The 16,862-nt window shown below is 65.7% G+C and carries 15 protein-coding genes; 5 read left to right on the plus strand and 10 right to left on the minus strand.

The annotated features are described in order from the left end of the window. Window positions 1-57: 57 nt before the first annotated feature. From DKT70_RS06425 to DKT70_RS06435, 3 genes are read right to left on the minus strand one after another with little or no spacing between them, the layout of a single operon-like run. Entirely contained in the window at window positions 58-222 is a 165-nt protein-coding gene (locus tag DKT70_RS06425) for a YdcH family protein (protein WP_111558352.1), read from the minus strand. A gap of 60 nt (window positions 223-282) precedes the next feature. After that, window positions 283-1,041 (minus strand): tRNA1(Val) (adenine(37)-N6)-methyltransferase, encoded by a 759-nt coding sequence (locus DKT70_RS06430; RefSeq protein WP_111558353.1) that lies wholly within the window; start codon window positions 1,039-1,041, stop codon window positions 283-285. Continuing rightward, window positions 1,034-1,243, minus strand: a complete 210-nt coding sequence (locus DKT70_RS06435) for a putative signal transducing protein (RefSeq protein ID WP_111558354.1) — start codon at window positions 1,241-1,243, stop codon at window positions 1,034-1,036. The genes DKT70_RS06430 and DKT70_RS06435 overlap by 8 nt, the downstream gene beginning before the upstream one ends. 75 nt (window positions 1,244-1,318) lie before the next feature. Between DKT70_RS06435 and DKT70_RS06440 the strand changes: the two genes are divergently transcribed. Next, on the plus strand, window positions 1,319-2,320 hold the full coding sequence (locus DKT70_RS06440) for a polyprenyl synthetase family protein (RefSeq protein WP_111558355.1): 1,002 nt from the start codon (window positions 1,319-1,321) through the stop codon (window positions 2,318-2,320). 129 nt (window positions 2,321-2,449) lie between these two features. On the opposite strand, the gene DKT70_RS06445 is transcribed toward DKT70_RS06440, so the two are convergent. Next, a complete protein-coding gene (locus tag DKT70_RS06445) occupies window positions 2,450-3,784 on the minus strand; it encodes an ammonium transporter (protein ID WP_111558356.1) in 1,335 nt (444 codons plus the stop codon). A gap of 364 nt (window positions 3,785-4,148) precedes the next feature. Here DKT70_RS06445 and DKT70_RS06450 point away from each other — a divergent pair, with 364 nt between their 5' ends. Further along, window positions 4,149-6,440, plus strand: a complete 2,292-nt coding sequence (locus DKT70_RS06450; protein WP_111558357.1) for a transglycosylase domain-containing protein — start codon at window positions 4,149-4,151, stop codon at window positions 6,438-6,440. A 79-nt stretch (window positions 6,441-6,519) separates the two neighbouring features. Here the strand turns inward: DKT70_RS06450 and DKT70_RS06455 are convergent, their stop codons facing one another. Further along, complete coding sequence (locus DKT70_RS06455) at window positions 6,520-7,122, minus strand: MlaC/ttg2D family ABC transporter substrate-binding protein (protein WP_233490450.1); 603 nt, start codon at window positions 7,120-7,122, stop codon at window positions 6,520-6,522. Beyond that, window positions 7,112-7,882 (minus strand): MlaA family lipoprotein, encoded by a 771-nt coding sequence (locus DKT70_RS06460; protein ID WP_233490451.1) that lies wholly within the window; start codon window positions 7,880-7,882, stop codon window positions 7,112-7,114. Before DKT70_RS06460 ends, DKT70_RS06455 begins: the two co-directional genes overlap by 11 nt. 146 nt (window positions 7,883-8,028) lie before the next feature. Here DKT70_RS06460 and DKT70_RS06465 point away from each other — a divergent pair, with 146 nt between their 5' ends. The 3 genes from DKT70_RS06465 to DKT70_RS06475 all read left to right on the plus strand — a co-directional run bounded on the left by DKT70_RS06465 (window position 8,029) and on the right by DKT70_RS06475 (window position 12,461). Further along, window positions 8,029-9,780, plus strand: a complete 1,752-nt coding sequence (locus DKT70_RS06465; RefSeq protein ID WP_111558359.1) for a type I secretion system permease/ATPase — start codon at window positions 8,029-8,031, stop codon at window positions 9,778-9,780. After that, entirely contained in the window at window positions 9,777-11,084 is a 1,308-nt protein-coding gene (locus DKT70_RS06470; protein WP_111558360.1) for an HlyD family type I secretion periplasmic adaptor subunit, read from the plus strand. Before DKT70_RS06465 ends, DKT70_RS06470 begins: the two co-directional genes overlap by 4 nt. Before the next feature lie 66 nt (window positions 11,085-11,150). Then, window positions 11,151-12,461 carry a short-chain fatty acid transporter gene (locus DKT70_RS06475; RefSeq protein WP_111558361.1) on the plus strand — a complete coding sequence of 437 codons (1,311 nt, stop codon included), beginning with the start codon at window positions 11,151-11,153 and terminating at the stop codon, window positions 12,459-12,461. Window positions 12,462-12,515: 54 nt separating this feature from the next. Here DKT70_RS06475 and rnr read toward each other — a convergent pair whose 3' ends face one another. From rnr to DKT70_RS06495, 4 genes are all read right to left on the minus strand, one after another. Continuing rightward, entirely contained in the window at window positions 12,516-14,762 is a 2,247-nt protein-coding gene (gene rnr, locus DKT70_RS06480) for a ribonuclease R (protein ID WP_111558362.1), read from the minus strand. 39 nt (window positions 14,763-14,801) lie between these two features. After that, on the minus strand, window positions 14,802-15,218 hold the full coding sequence (locus DKT70_RS06485; protein WP_111558363.1) for a GNAT family N-acetyltransferase: 417 nt from the start codon (window positions 15,216-15,218) through the stop codon (window positions 14,802-14,804). After that, entirely contained in the window at window positions 15,215-16,354 is a 1,140-nt protein-coding gene (dapE, locus tag DKT70_RS06490) for a succinyl-diaminopimelate desuccinylase (RefSeq protein ID WP_199559540.1), read from the minus strand. The genes DKT70_RS06485 and dapE overlap by 4 nt, the downstream gene beginning before the upstream one ends. After that, a partial coding sequence (locus DKT70_RS06495; RefSeq protein ID WP_146612598.1) for a sulfite exporter TauE/SafE family protein occupies window positions 16,351-16,862 on the minus strand: 512 nt, incomplete at its 5' end. The genes dapE and DKT70_RS06495, both read right to left, overlap by 4 nt.

The following is a 16,862-nucleotide window of genomic DNA, read 5'->3' on the forward strand; positions in this document are numbered from 1 at the left end:
ATCGGCCCGCGCATGGTGCGCGGGCCTTTTTCATGAAAATCTCACTGTTCAACGGGATCAGTTTGCAAGCCGGGTAATCTCTTCCTTGATGCGCAGCTTCTGACGTTTCATCTGGACGATTTCCAGATCCTTGGTGCCGGGACTTTTCTGTGCCCTTTCAACGGCATCAGAGAGGTGTTGGTGTTTCCTGCGAAGTTCCTCGACATGAGAAGCAACCGTCATTACGTCCTCCTTGGCTATGTTCGTCGAACCCTTTGATTGCAGCACAGCGCAACGATTCTGTCACGGGACTTTTGCAATCCTCAGTTGGATCGGCGCTCCGTCGCGCAGCACCTGCACAGCCTGCAGGGTCAGGTCCTCGGCGTCGGTTTCATGACGCGGTGCCTGATGCAGCACGAAGGGCGCCATCAGGCGCATCGGCGCCCGTGCGCCCTTGCGGGCCAACACGATCACGCGGCCAGCCTCGCGGCCCTGCCGGGCGGCGATGGGCAGGACGGTGACCGCCCCGGCACGCCCCGCCAGCGCGCAGATCAGACCGTCCAAGCGGTCGGCACGCTGGATCATCGTCAGCCATCCGCCAGGCCGCAGACGCCGCAGCCCCGCATCGACCCACAAGTCCAGCGGCGTCGCCTCGGTCCGCGATATGGCGCGACCGCGATCGGGCGCATGGGTGCCGCCCAGGAAATAGGGCGGGTTCATCATCACATGGTCGAAACTGGTCGCCCGCAATGCGGCCGGCAAGGCCTGAAGGTCGCTGGTGACGATCTGCATGGCGATCAAGTTGCGTTCGGCATTCTGCCGCGCCAGATCGGCATAGGCCACCTGCTGTTCCACGCCCGTGATCGACAGGCCACGGACCCGCCAGCCCAGGCACAGCACCGCCACCCCTGCCCCGCAGCCCAGTTCCAGCACCGATTGCCCCGTCTGCGCAGGACAGGCCGCCGCCAGCATCACCGCATCGGTGCCTGACCGATAGCCCCGCACCGGCTGCGTGATCTGCAGTTTGCCGTCCAGAAAGTCGTCGGCCCGCAGGTCAGTCATCAAGCCCTGTATCGCGCAGGATGGCGCGGGCCGTGAATTCGTCGCGATCGGCCACCATCAACCGGGCCGGCAGGACCCCGATCGAACCTTCCAGCACGCTCATGTGCTGGTCCATCTGGAAGGTCACGATGCCTTCGGCCTCCAGCAGGCTGGTGGCGGCGGACATGCGCACGGGATCGTTGCTGCGAAAAAGCTCTTTCATGGACGCGACGTTAAGGCGCGGTTGCGAAATTGTCGATGGCGTGGCAATGCAGGGCCGCAGATACGGGATTATGCCATGACTTTGCAGGAAAACGTCCGCAAACCGCTGGATCGGCTGTCGGAAGCGCTGAGCAACGAAATGCAGGCGGTGAACGCCCTGATCCGCGAACGCATGGCCAGCCGCCACGCGCCGCGCATCCCCGAGGTGACCGCCCATCTGATCGAGGCCGGGGGCAAGCGCCTGCGCCCGATGCTGACATTGGCCGCCGCCCGGATGGTCGGTTACGACGGCCCCTATCACATCCATCTGGCGGCGACGGTCGAATTCATCCACACCGCGACCCTGCTGCATGACGATGTCGTCGATGAAAGCAGCCAGCGGCGCGGCCGTCCGACGGCAAACCTGCTGTGGGACAACAAGTCCAGCGTGCTGGTCGGCGATTACCTGTTCGCCCGCAGTTTCCAGTTGATGGTCGAACCAGGCAACATGCGGACGCTGGAGATCCTGGCCAATGCCAGCGCCACCATCGCCGAGGGCGAGGTGTTGCAGCTGACCGCCGCCCAGGACCTGGCCACGACCGAGGCGATCTATCTGCAGGTCGTGCGCGGCAAGACCGCAGCCCTGTTTTCCGCCGCGACCGAGGTGGGGGGCGTCATCGCCGGCGCGCCGGCCGATCAGGTGCAGGCGCTGTTCGATTACGGCGACGCGCTTGGCATCGCCTTCCAGATCGTCGACGACCTTCTGGATTACGGCGGGGCGACCGAAACCATCGGCAAGAATGTCGGCGACGATTTCCGCGAACGCAAGCTGACCCTGCCCGTGATCAAGGCGGTGGCCAAGGCCGACGACCAGGAACGCGCCTTCTGGGCACGGACCATCGAAAAGGGCGACCAGCGCGAAGGCGACCTGGACCATGCGCTGTCGCTGCTGGCGCGCCATGGCGCCATGGATGCGGCCCGCGCGGATGCGCTGGCCTGGGCGGAGAAGGCCAAGGCGTCGCTGACGGCGCTGCCCGAACATCCCATTCGCGACATGCTGACCGATCTGGCCGATTTCGTGGTCAGCCGCGTCACCTGAAGACACCGAAATCCCGCATGAAGAACGCCCGGACCTGCGAAGGTCCGGGCGTTTTTCATGGCTGTTCCGAAACGCGGAAGGGGCGGATCGCCTGCGCGACCCGCCCCCTCTCCGGGAAGAGACCTTGGATTACTTGGCCTGGACGAAGTCGGGATAGGCCTCCATGCCCATTTCCGAAATATCCAGCCCGCTGATTTCGGCTTCCTTGCTGACGCGGATGCCCATCGTCGCCTTCAGCACCGTCCAGACGATGAAGCTGATGACGAAGACGAAGGCGCCGACCGCAGCCACACCCATGGCCTGCGTCACGAAACTGGTGCCCTCATTGGTGGCAGGGACGATCATCGTGCCCCAGATGCCGGCGACCAGGTGGACCGGAATGGCGCCCACGACGTCGTCGATCTTCAGCTTGTCCAGCATCGGCACCACGAAGACGGCCAGCGCGCCACCGACACCACCGATCAGGATGGCGGCAAAGACGGTCGGGGTCAGCGGTTCGGCGGTGATGGCGACCAGGCCCGCCAGCGCGCCGTTCAGCACCATGGTCAGGTCGATCTTGCCATAAAGCAGCTGCGTCACGATGATCGCGGCGATGGCACCGCCCGATGCGGCCATGTTGGTGTTCACGAAGATGCGGCTGACATCGGCCGCGTCACTGACCGACCCGATGGCCAGCTGCGATGCGCCGTTGAAGCCGAACCAACCCAGCCACAGGATGAAGGTGCCAAGCGTGGCCAAGGCCAGGTTCGAACCAGGCATGGGCTGCATGCGGCCGTCGGGACGATACTTGCCGGTGCGTGCGCCCAGCACGATCGCGCCCGCCAGGGCCGCGAAACCGCCCGCCGCATGGACCAGGGTCGAGCCTGCGAAATCCGAGAAGCCCATTTCCGACAGGAAGCCGCCGCCCCACTGCCAGCTGGCCTCGATGGGATAGATCAGGCCGGTCAGGATGACGGTGAAGATCAGGAAGGGCCACAGCTTGACCCGCTCGGCCAGGGTGCCCGACACGATGGATGCGGTCGTGGCGCAGAACATCAGTTGGAAGAAGAAGTCCGAACCGGCCGAATAGCCGTCCTCGGCATTGCCCGCGCCCACGGCGTCCAGGCCCTTGGGGCTGAAGATCTGGCCGATGACGCCCTGCACGGTCCAGCCGTCGCCCGGATACATCAGGTTATAGCCGATCAGCCAGTACATGATGCCCGCGATCGCAAAGAGCGAGATGTTCTTGAACAGCTGCGTGGTCACGTTCTTGGACCGCACCAGGCCTGCCTCCAGCATGGCAAAGCCCGCGGCCATCCACATGACCAGGAAACCGCCCATCAGGAACAGCAGCGTGTTGAAGATATAGACGACATCCGCGCTGACTGCGGCAGCCGCCTCCGCGGGCGCCGCGGCATCCTGCGCGGCAGCAGGATAGGCTGCCAGCGTCGCAAGTGTCGCGATGAGCGGAAGGGTCTTGTTCATGTGATTAAACCTCGCTTCGTGCCGCAGCCACCGGACCGGCTGCCATCGCCCCTTTCATGTGCAATTCCGGCACGTCGGCAAAGATTGGCGCAGGGTCGGATCGCGCAGAAATCACCGCTGCCCGTTCGGCGGGCGGAAATCGGGGCAAACGCCCATTAAAAGGGCAGCATTTGTCCGCAGGGCTGCCACGCCTGCCTTTGCCCTGTGCATCCGGGCCTGGCAGGGCGCTGGGCCCGTGCGGCACGGTTCCGCCCCCCGTCATCACGGATTGGTCACCCCAATTCCCCTGCTGGCAAACATGCTGTAGGCTGGGCGCAATCTTGGCCGGATCAACCGGCATGGCAAAGACGCAGGCATTCAAGGCATGAAAAGACCCACCGGAACCCCGACCCGCACGGGCAAGAGCCCTGTTGCCGACAAGCGCAACCTGTCGGACGACGCGGCCGACACCAAGCGGCGCAAGGTGACCCGCCACAAGAACCCCAAGCCCCGTCGCGGCGGGATCCTTGGCTGGATCGCGGCCTTCGTGACACTAATCTGGCGGGTGGTCTGGGGGTCGGTCTGGCGCCTGGCCATGGTGGTCGCGCTGATCATCGCGGCCGCCACCGGCTATTTCTATGTCACCCTGCCCGAGGCATCGGCGCTGTTTGACGGTCGCGCGCGCGGCAGCGTCACCATGCTGGACCGCGACAAGCGCGTCTTTGCGTGGCGGGGGGAAACCTTTGGCGCGGTGAACAGCGAAAAGATCGCGCCGGTGCTGAAGCAGGCCGTGATCTCGACCGAGGACCGCCGCTTCTTCCGCCATTTCGGCGTCAGCCCCCGCGGCATCGCCAGCGCCATCAAGATCAACCTGGCCGCAGGACGCGGGCCGCTGGAGGGCAATGGCGGGTCCACCATCACCCAGCAGGTCGCAAAGCTGCTGTGCCTGGGCGACACATTCGACCCGACCCGCTTCAAGAACGAGGCCGAGTTCGAGGCCGATTGCCGGTCGGGCGGCGTCTGGCGCAAGATCAAGGAAGTCCCCTATGCCTTCGCCATGGAGGCGAAATACAGCAAGGACGACATCCTCAACATCTACATGAACCGGTCCTATCTGGGTGCCGGAGCGCGCGGCTTCGAGGCCGCCAGCCAGCGCTATTTCAACGTCCCCGCCAGCGAGGTGAACGCCCAGCAATCCGCGATGCTGGCGGGCCTGCTGCGCGCGCCCAGCTATTACGCGCCCACCGCCAACCTGTCCCGCAGCCAGGAACGTGCCGACACGGTCCTGGGCCTGATGCACGAGGAAGGCTATCTGACCGATGCGGAGCTGGCCCAGGCCCGCGCCAACCCCGCCGAACTGTCGCAGGCCGCCAAGGCCCGCGCGGGCGGATATTTCGCCGATTGGCTGATGGAATCGGGTCCGGGCTTCCTGACCAGCGAGACGACCGAGGACGTGACCATCACCACCACCTTCGACCAGCGCATCCAGCGCGCGGCCGAACGGGCGCTGAAGCGCGTCTTCGATGAAAAGGTCAAGGACGGCTCGACCGCCGAGGCCGCGGTGGTCGTGATGTCCGCCGATGGTGCCGTGCGCGCCATGATCGGCGGGCGCGACACCACGGTGAACGGCGCCTTCAACCGCGCCAGCCAGGCCAAGCGCCAGACCGGGTCCAGCTTCAAGCCCTTCGTCTATGCCGCGGCATTGGAGGCGGGCTATGGCCCCAGCGACCGGATCGAGGACGGCCCCCTGACCATCCGAATTCCGGGCGGCAAGAACTGGTCGCCCAAGAACTATACCCGCCGCTATTACGGCCAGGTGACGCTGACCGACGCGCTGAAACGGTCGCTGAACACCGCCACCATCCGCCTGCAGGAGGTCGTGGGCCGCGACGAGGTCATCCGCATCGCCCATGATTTCGGCATCGTCAGCAACCTGACCCGCAGCCCGTCTCTGGGCCTGGGCGCATCCGAGGCGACGCTGCTGGAACTGACCGGTGCCTATGCGGGCATCCGCAACGGCGGCACCTCGGTCGCGCCCTATGGCCTGGTGGAACTGAACGTCCAGGGCGACGACCAGCCGCTGATGGGCCAGACGGGCGGCTTTGGCGAACGCGTCATCAGCCAGCGCGCGGCAGGCCAGCTGATCTACATGATGCAGAAGGTCATCCAGGAAGGCACCGGCGGCCGCGCCCAGCTGGGATCGCGCCCCGTGGCCGGCAAGACCGGCACGACCAGCAGCTATCGCGATGCGTGGTTCGTGGGCTTTTCGGAACAATACGTCACCGGCGTCTGGATGGGCAATGATGACAACAAGCCCCTGACCGGCGTGACCGGCGGCGGTCTGCCCGCCGAGATCTGGCAGGCGGTGATGGAGGAGATCCATGACGGTCTGCCCGAACTGCCCCTGTCGACCGTGTCCCCCGATGGCAGCGGCATCATCATGTCCAGTGGTGGCGGCACGCCGCAGGTCGTGACCAGCGGATCGGCGGATGATCCCCTTGCGGCGGCCTTGGCGGGCGTCATGAACGGCGTGAACGGTCAGAACCAAGGCGGGCGTGTCATCACCGCGCCGGGCGAAGGGGGCGGCAACCCCGCCGCCACGCCGGGCGACAGCAGCGAGGCCAGCTCGGATGACGCTCTCAGCCGTGCGCTGAACGGCATCCTGTCGGGCAACTGACGGAACACCTCCCGCGACAACGGCAAAAGGGCACCCTGCGGGGTGCCCTTTTTCGTTGCGGTTCAGATGGCGTGGCGGGTCAGCCAGCCTGGCGCAGATCGGCGGTCAGCGCGGCGACGTCGCCCTTGCGGCGCGACAGCATGGCCGCGATCTCGGCCCGTTCGCTGGCCAGCATGTTCACGCCCTCGATGATGATGTTGAAATACAGATCCTGGCCGGATCGGTCCGAGACATGCCACTCGACCTCCATCGGCGCGCGACCGTTCAGATAGGCGACCGACGTGACCGCATAGAAGCTTTTCAGCTGACGCGCGCCCGTCACCTCGATCCGTGATCCGACGAATTCATGAAAGCGCTTGCCGTATTTGCGCCCGATATACCCCTGGAAGGCCTGCTTGTAGGCCGCGAAGGTCGCCGCATCGGTCTGGCGCGCCGCGGGTCCCAATGCGGATCGCGCGATCACGTCCACATCGGCATAGCGGGCAAAGATCGCCTCGAACTGCTGATACATCGTTGCGGGGGCCTGCCCGGAATTGATAACCTGATAGACCTCGCCCAGGGACCGGTCGATCAGGGCGCGGGCACTGCCCGCATCCAGCGCATGGGCGGGGCGGAAAGGCAGCACGGCCGCGACGGCCGCACAGGCCAGCAGCCCCAGAAAGCCGCGGCGGTCACTCCGCATAGGGGTCGATGACATCAGCGTCGTCATAGGGGTCGTAATCTGCACGCTCTTCTCCCAAATCGTGGCGGCGGTTCATCAGCCAGATCAGCCGCGTCTGCGCATAGCTATCCGCACTTCCCTGCAAGATGCCATCCACGCTGTCCCCGAACCGCGCCCGATCACCGGCTTTTGAGGCGACGCGCAGGCCAAAGACCACCGCGCGATCCTGACCGTCCAACAGGTGATACATCGGGTCGATCAGCAGATCGACCACCTGCCCCACCGCATCGCGCCGGGTCGATGGCCCCAGCACCGGCAGTTCCACATAGGGACCTTCGGGGACGCCCCAGACGGCCAGGGTTTCACCGAAATCGGTGTCGCGTTCGGATATGCCAAAATTGTCCATGGCCGGATCGAAGACACCTCCCAACCCCAGGGTCGAGTTGATCGCGAAGCGCGACAGGTTGCGCCCCGCATTGCCCGGTCGCCCCTGCAGCAGGCCGTTCACCGATTTTACCGGCAGCGACAGGTTGCGCCCGGCATTGATGACCATCTGCAGCAGCCCGATGGGTGCATCGGGATCGACCGGCGCGGTTTCGGCGTCATTCTTGCCGCCCGCGAGATCGGCGATCGGGCCGATCACATGCGAATCCAGCCCCTTGTTGAAGGCATGGACGCGGCGGTTCTGCGCCTCGTAGGGGTCGTTGATGGTGATTCCATCCTGCTGGACCGGCGCGCTGGCGCAGCCCGTCAGCAGGGGCAGCGCGACAAGCGCCGTCAAGATCAATGGGCGCAAGGGAATTCCTAATCGTTGCAAGGCGCGATGGGCCTTCGGGACAGGTTGGTCTAAGCTTGGGGCGGTGATATGGTTGTCATGTTGATGTGGCAAGCCCCGGGTTCCGATCCTGGGGGCATGAAGGCATAAAGATGGCAACAGTATCAGGCAATCACGACGGGATGCGCGAATTGCGGCAGGCCCGCGCCACGGGTTGGCAATTGTTCGCTGCGGTCGCGGTGTTCTCGGCGGTTGTGAACCTGCTGATGCTGACCGGACCGCTGTTCATGCTGCAGGTCTATGACAGGGTGCTGGCCTCGCGCTCGGTCGAGACGCTGACGGCGCTGTTCGTGCTGGTGACGTTCCTGTTCCTGCTGATGGGTGCGGTCGACATGATCCGCAGCCGGGTGATGCAGCGCATCGCCGCCCGCTTCCAGGACCGGATCGAACCGCGCGTCTTTAATGCCGCCCTGCGCGAGGGGGCCGTCAGGGGTGACGAATCCGCCGCGACCGCCAGCGGCATGCGCGACCTGGACGCGGTCCAGCGCCTGATCGGATCGCCGGTCACGCTGGCCTTTTTTGACCTGCCCTGGGCACCGCTGTTTCTGGCCGCGATCTATATGTTCCACCCGCTGCTGGGGATCGTGGCAACGGCGGGCGGTTTCATCCTGGTAATTGCCACCATCGCGAATCGCGGCCTGACCAAGGTGCCGCTCCAGCAATCGGCGCGGTCGGCCGCCCAGGCACAGCGCATGGCCGACCTTTACCGTGACGAGGGCGAGGTCATCTGCGCATTGGGGATGCGCGGTGCCACCCATGCCCGCTGGCAGAAGTTCCGCCGCGAAGCCCAGGAAAGCACGGTCCGCGCCGGCGATCTGTCCGGCGGGTTCGGCGTCTTTTCCCGCAGCTTCCGGCTGTTCCTGCAAAGTGCGATGCTGGCGGTGGGCGCCTTGCTGGTGCTGCGTCAGGAACTGACGCCGGGGGCGATGATCGCCAGCTCGATCATGATGGGCCGGGCGCTGGCACCGGTCGATCAGCTGGTCGGCGGCTGGCCTGCCGTGCAGGCGGCGCAGGACGGCTGGAAGCGGCTGGGGAACTTGCTGGGACGGCGTCCGCCCGAATTCGCCCGTACCCCTCTGCCCCGCCCCGAGGCCGCCTTGGACGTGCGCAACCTGGTTGTCGCGCCTCCGGGCGAACAATCGGCCACGCTGCGCGGCATCACCTTCAAGGTTGCCCCCGGCACGGCGCTGGGCGTCATCGGCCCGTCGGGGGCGGGAAAATCCACGCTGGCCCGCGCGCTGATCGGCGCATGGCCCGTCGGCGGCGGCTTTATCAGGCTGGGCGGGGCGACGCTGGACCAATACGACCCCGACGTGCTGGGCGGCCTGATCGGCTATCTGCCGCAACAGGTAACGCTGTTCGACGGCACCATCGCGGAAAACATCGCCCGCCTTGCCCCCGAACCCGATCCCGCCCGCGTGGTTCAGGCTGCGCGCGCCGCGGCGGCCCACCAGATGATCCTGGATCTGCCGAACGGATATGACACCCGCATCAGCCAGACCGCAGGACGCCTGTCGGGCGGTCAGATCCAGCGCATCGGGCTGGCCCGCGCGCTCTATCCCGATCCGGTCCTGCTGGTTCTGGACGAGCCGAACTCGAACCTGGACAACCAGGGTTCCGAGGCGCTGAACCAGGCGATCCGGCGACTGAAGGCGCAAAACGGTGCGGTGATCATCATGGCCCACCGCCCTGCCGCCATCAACGAATGCGAAAACCTGCTGGTGATGGAGGCTGGAATCATCCGCGCCTTCGGACCGCGCGACAAGGTGCTGCAACAGATGGTCAAGAATTCGGCACAGATCATGCAATCCCAGACGGGCGGCCTTGCCGGAGGTGTCGCATGACCCCCGGTCTGGACACCCGCTGGTCGGTCCGCACGCCGATCATCGCCGGGCTTCTGGCGGTCATCATCTTGGTGGGCGGTTTCATCGCCTGGGCAATGATGTCGCAGATTTCGGGTGCGGTGGTGGCGTCGGGCCAGGTCGAGGTCGAACAGCAGCGCCAGATCGTACAGCACCCAGACGGGGGCGTGGTGGAAACCATCGCCGTCAAGGACGGCTCCGATGTCAAGGCGGGCGACCTGCTGCTGGGTTTGGACGGCACGCTGCTGCGGACCGAACATACCATCGTCGAGGGCCAGTATTTCGAGGTTCTGGCCCGTCGCGGGCGTCTTGAGGCCGAACGCGGCGAAACCGAAGAGGTCACCTTCCCCGACGAATTGACGACCGCTGCCAAGGACAATCCCGACCTTGCCGGCCTGGTCGAGGGCCAGGCCAGCCTGTTCCGCACCCGGCTGGACACGCTGCGCCAATCGCTGGACCAACTGGCCAAGCAAAGCGACCAGATCACGTCCGAGATCGAGGGCATCGACGCCCAGATCGACGCGCTTGGCACGCAGCGCGACCTGATCGGAGAGGAACTGGTCGACCAGCAGAGCCTGCTGGATCGCGGGCTTGCGCAGGCATCTCGCGTGCTGGCCCTGCAACGCGAAGCCGCGCGGATGGATGGCGAACTGGGATCGCTGCAGGCCAGCCGCGCCTCGGCCCTGATCCGCCAGACCGAGCTGGAGATTCAGCGTCTGCAGCTGGGCGCCGAACGTCGCGAACAGGCCGAAACCGAGCTGCGCGACCTGGGCTATCGCGAACTGGAACTGGCTGAACGCCGCCGCAGCCTGGTCGAACAGATCAGCCGTCTGGAGATCCGCGCCCCGGTTTCGGGGCTGGTCTACAACATGCAGGTGACGACGCCGCGCTCGGTGATCCGTCCGGCCGATCCGCTGCTTTATATCATCCCGCAGGATCGTCCATTGGTCATCGGCGCACGTCTGCAGACCATCAATATCGACGAGGTGATGGTAGGCCAGCCGGTCGTGCTGCGCTTTTCGGCCTTCTCATCCCGCACCACCCCCGAGATCGACGGCAGGCTGGACCGCCTTTCGGCAGATGCGCTGCTGGATGAGGCGACGCGGGCGCCCTATTACCGCGCCGAGGTCTCCATCCCCCCCGAGGAGATGGAGAAACTGGGCGACCTTGCGCTGGTCCCCGGCATGCCGGTCGAGGTCTATATCCAGACCGGCGAACGCACCCCCATGGCCTATCTGCTGAAACCGCTGGCCGATTACTTCAACCGCGCCTTCCGCGAAAGCTGACCCAGGGCGCGGTTGCCAAGACCTCTTCCTTGACGCAGCGTGCGCCGCATCAAGAGGAGGAATACCATGCTGAGAATACTGTCCCGGCCAGCCAGCCGCCTGATGGAGCGCTGGCTGCCCGACGCCTTCATTTTCGTCATCGTCCTGACGCTGGTGGCGGCGGCGGCGGCGATGCTGACCCAAGGCACCGGCCCCACCGAACTGGTGCAGATGTGGGGGGACGGTTTCTGGGAACTGCTGTCCTTTGCCATGCAGATGCTGCTGGTGCTGGTCACCGGCTTCATCCTGGCATCCTCGCCCCCGGTGCGCCGGGTGCTGGCGCGAATCGCCGGCCTGGCCCGCAGCCGCGGCATGGCCATCGTGCTGGTCACGCTGGTATCGCTGATCGCGGCCTGGGTGAACTGGGGCTTTGGCCTGGTCGTCGGCGCCATCTTCGCCAAGGAGGTCGCGCGTCAGGTCCGGGTCGATTACCGCCTGCTGGTCGCGTCGGCCTATTCGGGCTTCATCATCTGGCATGGCGGGTTGTCGGGGTCGATCCCGCTGACGATCGCCACGCCGGGGCATTTCACCGAAACCCAGATCGGCGTCATCCCGACCGGCGACACGATCTTTGCCAGCTGGAATCTACTGATCGTGCTGGCGCTGTTCATCGCCGTGCCGCTGGTCAACCGCATGATGTTGCCGCTGGAGGATGAGCAGGTGCTGATCGACCCCGATCAGCTGCGCGACCCCGAAGCCGCGCCCCGCGCCGCCCGCCCCACCCCCGCCGAGCGGTTGGAGACCAGCCCCCTGCTGATGTACCTGATCGGCATTCCGGGTCTGGCCTGGCTGCTGATGCATTTCGTGTCCGGGGGCGCGCTGAACCTGAACGTCGTGAACTTCCTGTTCCTGTTCCTGGGCGTCATCTGCCACGGTTCCGCCCGCAGCCTGCTGCTGGCGCTGGACGGCGGCGTGCGCGGCGGCGCGGGGATCGTGATCCAGTTCCCCTTCTATGCCGGGATCATGGCGATCATGGTGCAAAGCGGGCTGGCCACCAGCCTGTCGGAATGGTTCGTGTCGATCTCGACCGCGACCACCCTGCCGTTCTGGAGCTTCATCTCGGCCGGGATCGTGAACATCTTCGTGCCCTCGGGCGGCGGTCAATGGGCGGTGCAGGCCCCTGTCATGCTGCCGGCAGCCGAAGCCTTGGGTGCTGATGTGGCCAAGGTCGTGATGGGCGTGGCCTGGGGTGATGCCTGGACCAACATGCTGCAACCCTTCTGGGCCTTGCCGATGCTGGGCATCGCCGGGTTGAAGCCGCGCGACATCATGGGCTTCTGCGTGGTGCAGCTGCTGATCGCAGGCGCGGTGATCGGGGCGATCCTGTATTATATCTGACGATCCGGGGGCGTGGCGACACGCCCCCGATATCCTGCGCGAGGCTCACGCTGCTCAGCTCTTCTTGCGCCGCCGCTTGGTGGCGCGCTTGACCTCGGCCAGCCGGGCCTTGGTCGACACGCGGCCCGGCGTGGCACCGCGACGGCCCTTGCTGCGCCCGCGCGGCATCGCCTTGCCGTCCAGCTCCAACAATTCCAGCATCAGGCCGCCGGTGACAGGCACGGCTTCGGCCAGACGCACGGTGACGCGCTGACCGACGCCGATTTCCAGCCCCGTGTCACTGCCGACAAGGGTATGGGCATCGGGGTCGAAGTGGAAATATTCCTGGCCAATCGACCGGATCGGCAGCAACCCGTCCGCCCCGGTTTCATCAAGCCGCACGAAGGCGCCGAACTTCTGCACGCCGTTGATGCGGCCCGTCATTTCCGTGCCGACCCGTTCGGACAGATAGGCCGCCAGATAGCGGTCGGTCGTGTCGCGTTCGGCCGCCATGCTGCGGCGTTCGGTTTCGCTGATATGGGTGGCGGTTTCGGACAGACGCTCGATCTCGTCTGCATTCAGCCCATCCTTGCCCCAGCCATGGCCCGCGATCAGTGCGCGATGGACGATCAGGTCGGCATAGCGGCGGATGGGCGAGGTGAAATGCGCATAGCTTTTCAACGACAGCCCGAAATGGCCGTAATTCTCGGGGTGGTAATAGGCCTGCGTCATCGACCGCAGGGTCGAGATGTTGATCAATTCGTCGAAATCGGTGTCCTGCGATTGCGCCAGAAGGCGGTTCAGATGGCTGGTATGCAGCACCTGCCCCTTGGCCAGCGTGAACCCCGATGCCTGTGCGACCTCGCGCAGCGCGTCGATCTTGGCAAGGCTGGGTTCCTCGTGGACGCGGAACAGCAGCGGGCGGGACCGTTTGGACAGTTCCTCGGCGGCGGCGACATTCGCCAGCACCATGAATTCCTCGATCAGCTTGTGGGCGTCGAAGCGTTCGCGAAACTTGACGTCCTTGACGCGGCCATCCGGCGTCAGCTCGATCCGGCGTTCGGGCAGGTCCAGTTCCAGCGGCTGGCGACGCTCACGCGCCGATTTCAGCAGGCCATAGGCGTGCCAGAGGGGCGTGATCACCTCCTCCATCAGGGGCGCTGTCTGGTCGTCGGGGTTGCCATCGGCCCCCGCCTGCGCCTGTTCATAGGACAGGCTGGCGCGGCTGTTCATCATGGCGCGGTGGAAGGTATGGCTGGCCTTGTTGCCCTGCGCGTCCAGACGCATCCGGACGGCGATGACGGGACGATCGACGCCCTCGTGCAGCGAACACAGATCTGCCGACAGCGCCTCGGGCAGCATGGGCACCACGCGGTCGGGGAAATAGCTGGAATTGCCGCGGTTCCACGCCTCGCGGTCCAGCGCGCTGCCGGTGCGGACGTAATGGGCGACATCGGCGATGGCGACCCAGATGGTCGCGCCGCCGTCATCCTCGACCTGGGCTGCGACCGCGTCATCGTGGTCGCGTGCATCGGATGGGTCGATGGTGACCAGCGGCAGGTCGCGCAGATCGTCGCGGCCCTTCATGGTGGCGGGCTTGGCCGATTCCGCTTCGCGGATGACGGCATCGGGGAATTCGTCAGGGATGCCGTGCTGGTGGATGGCGATCAGGCTGACCGCACGCGGGGCCGAAGGGTCGCCCAAGCGGTCGATGATCCGCGCCCAAGGCATGCCCATGCGGTTCTTGGGGCCGACCTGTTCACCCTGCACCAATTCACCATTTTCGGCGCCAAGCGTTGCATCGCTGCGGACGCGCCATTCGCGGTCCTGGCCCTTGTCGATGGGCATGATGCGCCCGCCCTCGGTATCCTTGCGGAAGATGCCGGTGATGCGGTTGGGACTGGCGGTGACGCGGCGGATCAGCCGAGCCTCGTATTGGTATTCCTCGCCCGTGACAGGGGCCAGACGGCCCAGGAAGCGGTCGCCGCGCCCCAGGGCCGGGTCGCTTTCGCGGGGGACGTAAAGGATGCGGGGCATCGGGCCTTCGTTGCGCCACTCCATCGGACGCGCGAACAGGTCGCCCGACCCGTCGGGGGCCAGCAGCTCCAGCACCGTCACGGGGGGCAGCTTTTCGGCGTCCAGATAATGCCGGCGGCGACGTTCCAGCTGGCCCGCGGCCTCCAACTCCTTCAGCAGGCGCTTGAGGTCGATGCGGGCCGCGCCCTTGATGCCGAAGGCCTTGGCGATGTCGCGTTTGGAATTGGCCTCGGGGTGTTCGGCGACCCATTCCAGAATCTGTTCTTTGCTTGGGATCTGGGTCATGTCCTACCTGTCATTTCGGCCCCAACGCTGCCATGCAGGTCAGAGTTCGCGTGTCATGTCCCGATGCGGGATTCCCGCGTCGTCGTAAACCGGTCCCTGCGCCAGAAAGCCAAGTTTTTCGTAAAAGCCGATGGCATGGGTCTGTGCGCCAAGCTTGGCGGTGGTGACGCCGGGATGCGTGCGCAGCACATCCATCGAAGCGCGGATCAGCTGCGCGCCCAGTCCCGTGCCCCGGGCCTGCGGCAGCACGCAGACGCGGCCGATCTTGCCGATATCGCCGCGGATCAGGATGCGGGCAGTGCCGACGGGGACATCGTCCTGCCATGCCAGCAGGTGGATGGCTTCGCCATCCAGGTCGTCCATCTCATCGGCCTCGGGGACGTTCTGTTCCTGGATGAACACGGTGCGGCGCAGGGCGTGGCAGGCGGCCAGATCGTCGGTCTGTTCGATCCTCATGCGAAATAGCTTTCCAGAATGCGCTGATAGATGGTCTTCAGCTGGTGGATCTGCGCGACGGGCACGCGTTCGTCGACCTGGTGCATATGGTGACCGACCAAGCCGAATTCCACAACCGGGCAGTGATCCTTGACAAAGCGTGCATCCGACGTCCCCCCCGATGTGGACAGGACCGGCTGGCGGTTGGTTTCCTGGGTGACGATGCCGCGCACCAGATCGACGAAGGGGCCGGGCTCGGTCAGGAATGCCTCGCCCGAGATGGCGCTGGTGACGGTCAGGGTGACGCCGGTTTCAGCGCTGATGCGGGCGGCACGTTCGCCGAGGTCGGCCTGCAGCGATGCGCCGGTATGCAGGTCGTTGAAGCGGATATTGACGAGCGCGCTGGCGCGTTCCGGGATCACGTTCGAGGCCGGATTGCCGCAGTCGATGGTGGTGATCTGCAGACCCGAAGGGTCGAAGTGATCCGTCCCCTTGTCCAGGGGCGTCGCGGTCAGCTCCGACAGATAGGCCGTCAGCGCATGCAGGGGGTTCCTGGCGCGATGCGGATAGGCGGCGTGGCCCTGCTGGCCCTTGGCGGTGATGGTGAAGGTCGCCGACCCGCGCCGGCCGATCTTCATCATCTCGCCCATGACATCCGGGTTCGACGGCTCGCCCACGACGCAGGCATCCATGCGTTCGCCGTTCGCCTCCATCCAATCCAGGATGGCGATGGTGCCATCTTTTGATGGTCCCTCCTCATCCCCGGTGATGGTCAGGATCACCGCCCCGTCGGGGGGCGTGTCGCGGGTGAAGTCGATGGCGGCGGCGACGAAGGCCGCGACGCCCGATTTCATGTCGGTCGCACCCCGCCCCCAAATGATGCCATCCTCGACATGGCCGCTGAAGGGCGGATGCGTCCAAGACCCCAGATCGCCCGGCGGCACGACATCGGTATGGCCGTTGAAGCCGAAGCTGCGCGCGCCTTTGGCCCCCCACCGCGCAAACAGGTTCGACGTGCCGTTGCGATCGACCCGCGTCACTTCGAATCCGGCCTCGCTCAGCATGTCGCCCAGCAGGACCAGCGCGCCGCCTTCTTCCGGGGTGACGGAGGGGCAGCGGATCAGGCGGGCAGTCAGGTCGGCGGGATCGGTCATCACAGGCTCCAGATTTCGAGGGCGCGGCGGATCAGGTTCAGGCCGGTCAGGATCAAGAGGACGAGCGTCCAGCGGCGGAATTGCGCGACATCAAGCCGGTCCTGCATCGCGAAACCCAGCTTCATGCCGATGATGGCGGGAATGCACAGCACCGCCGACAGGGGCAGCGTCTGCCCGTTCAGCAGGCCCGAAAACAGATGCGCCACCGTCAGCACCACCGCGCCGATCAGGAAGACCACGCCCTGCACGCGGACCTGTTCGCGCTTTTCGGTGCCGATGGAGAGCAGATAGACGATCAGCGGGGGCCCCCAGATGCCCGACACCCCGCCGTAAAGCCCGCCGATGATGCCCGACACGGCCTCGGCCCGCTTGCGGTGATGCAGGTTCAGGACCAGCGGCCGGCCCGACAGCTGCCACAGGGCGAATGCGGTGATCGGCACGCCCAGCAATGCATACATGACGTCCTGCGGGATCGATGCGGCAAAGCCCGCCGACACGCAGATGAACAGCG

Origin of the sequence: Paracoccus sediminilitoris (assembly GCF_003259195.1) — a bacterium.
In the GTDB taxonomy this organism is placed as follows: domain Bacteria; phylum Pseudomonadota; class Alphaproteobacteria; order Rhodobacterales; family Rhodobacteraceae; genus Paracoccus; species Paracoccus sediminilitoris.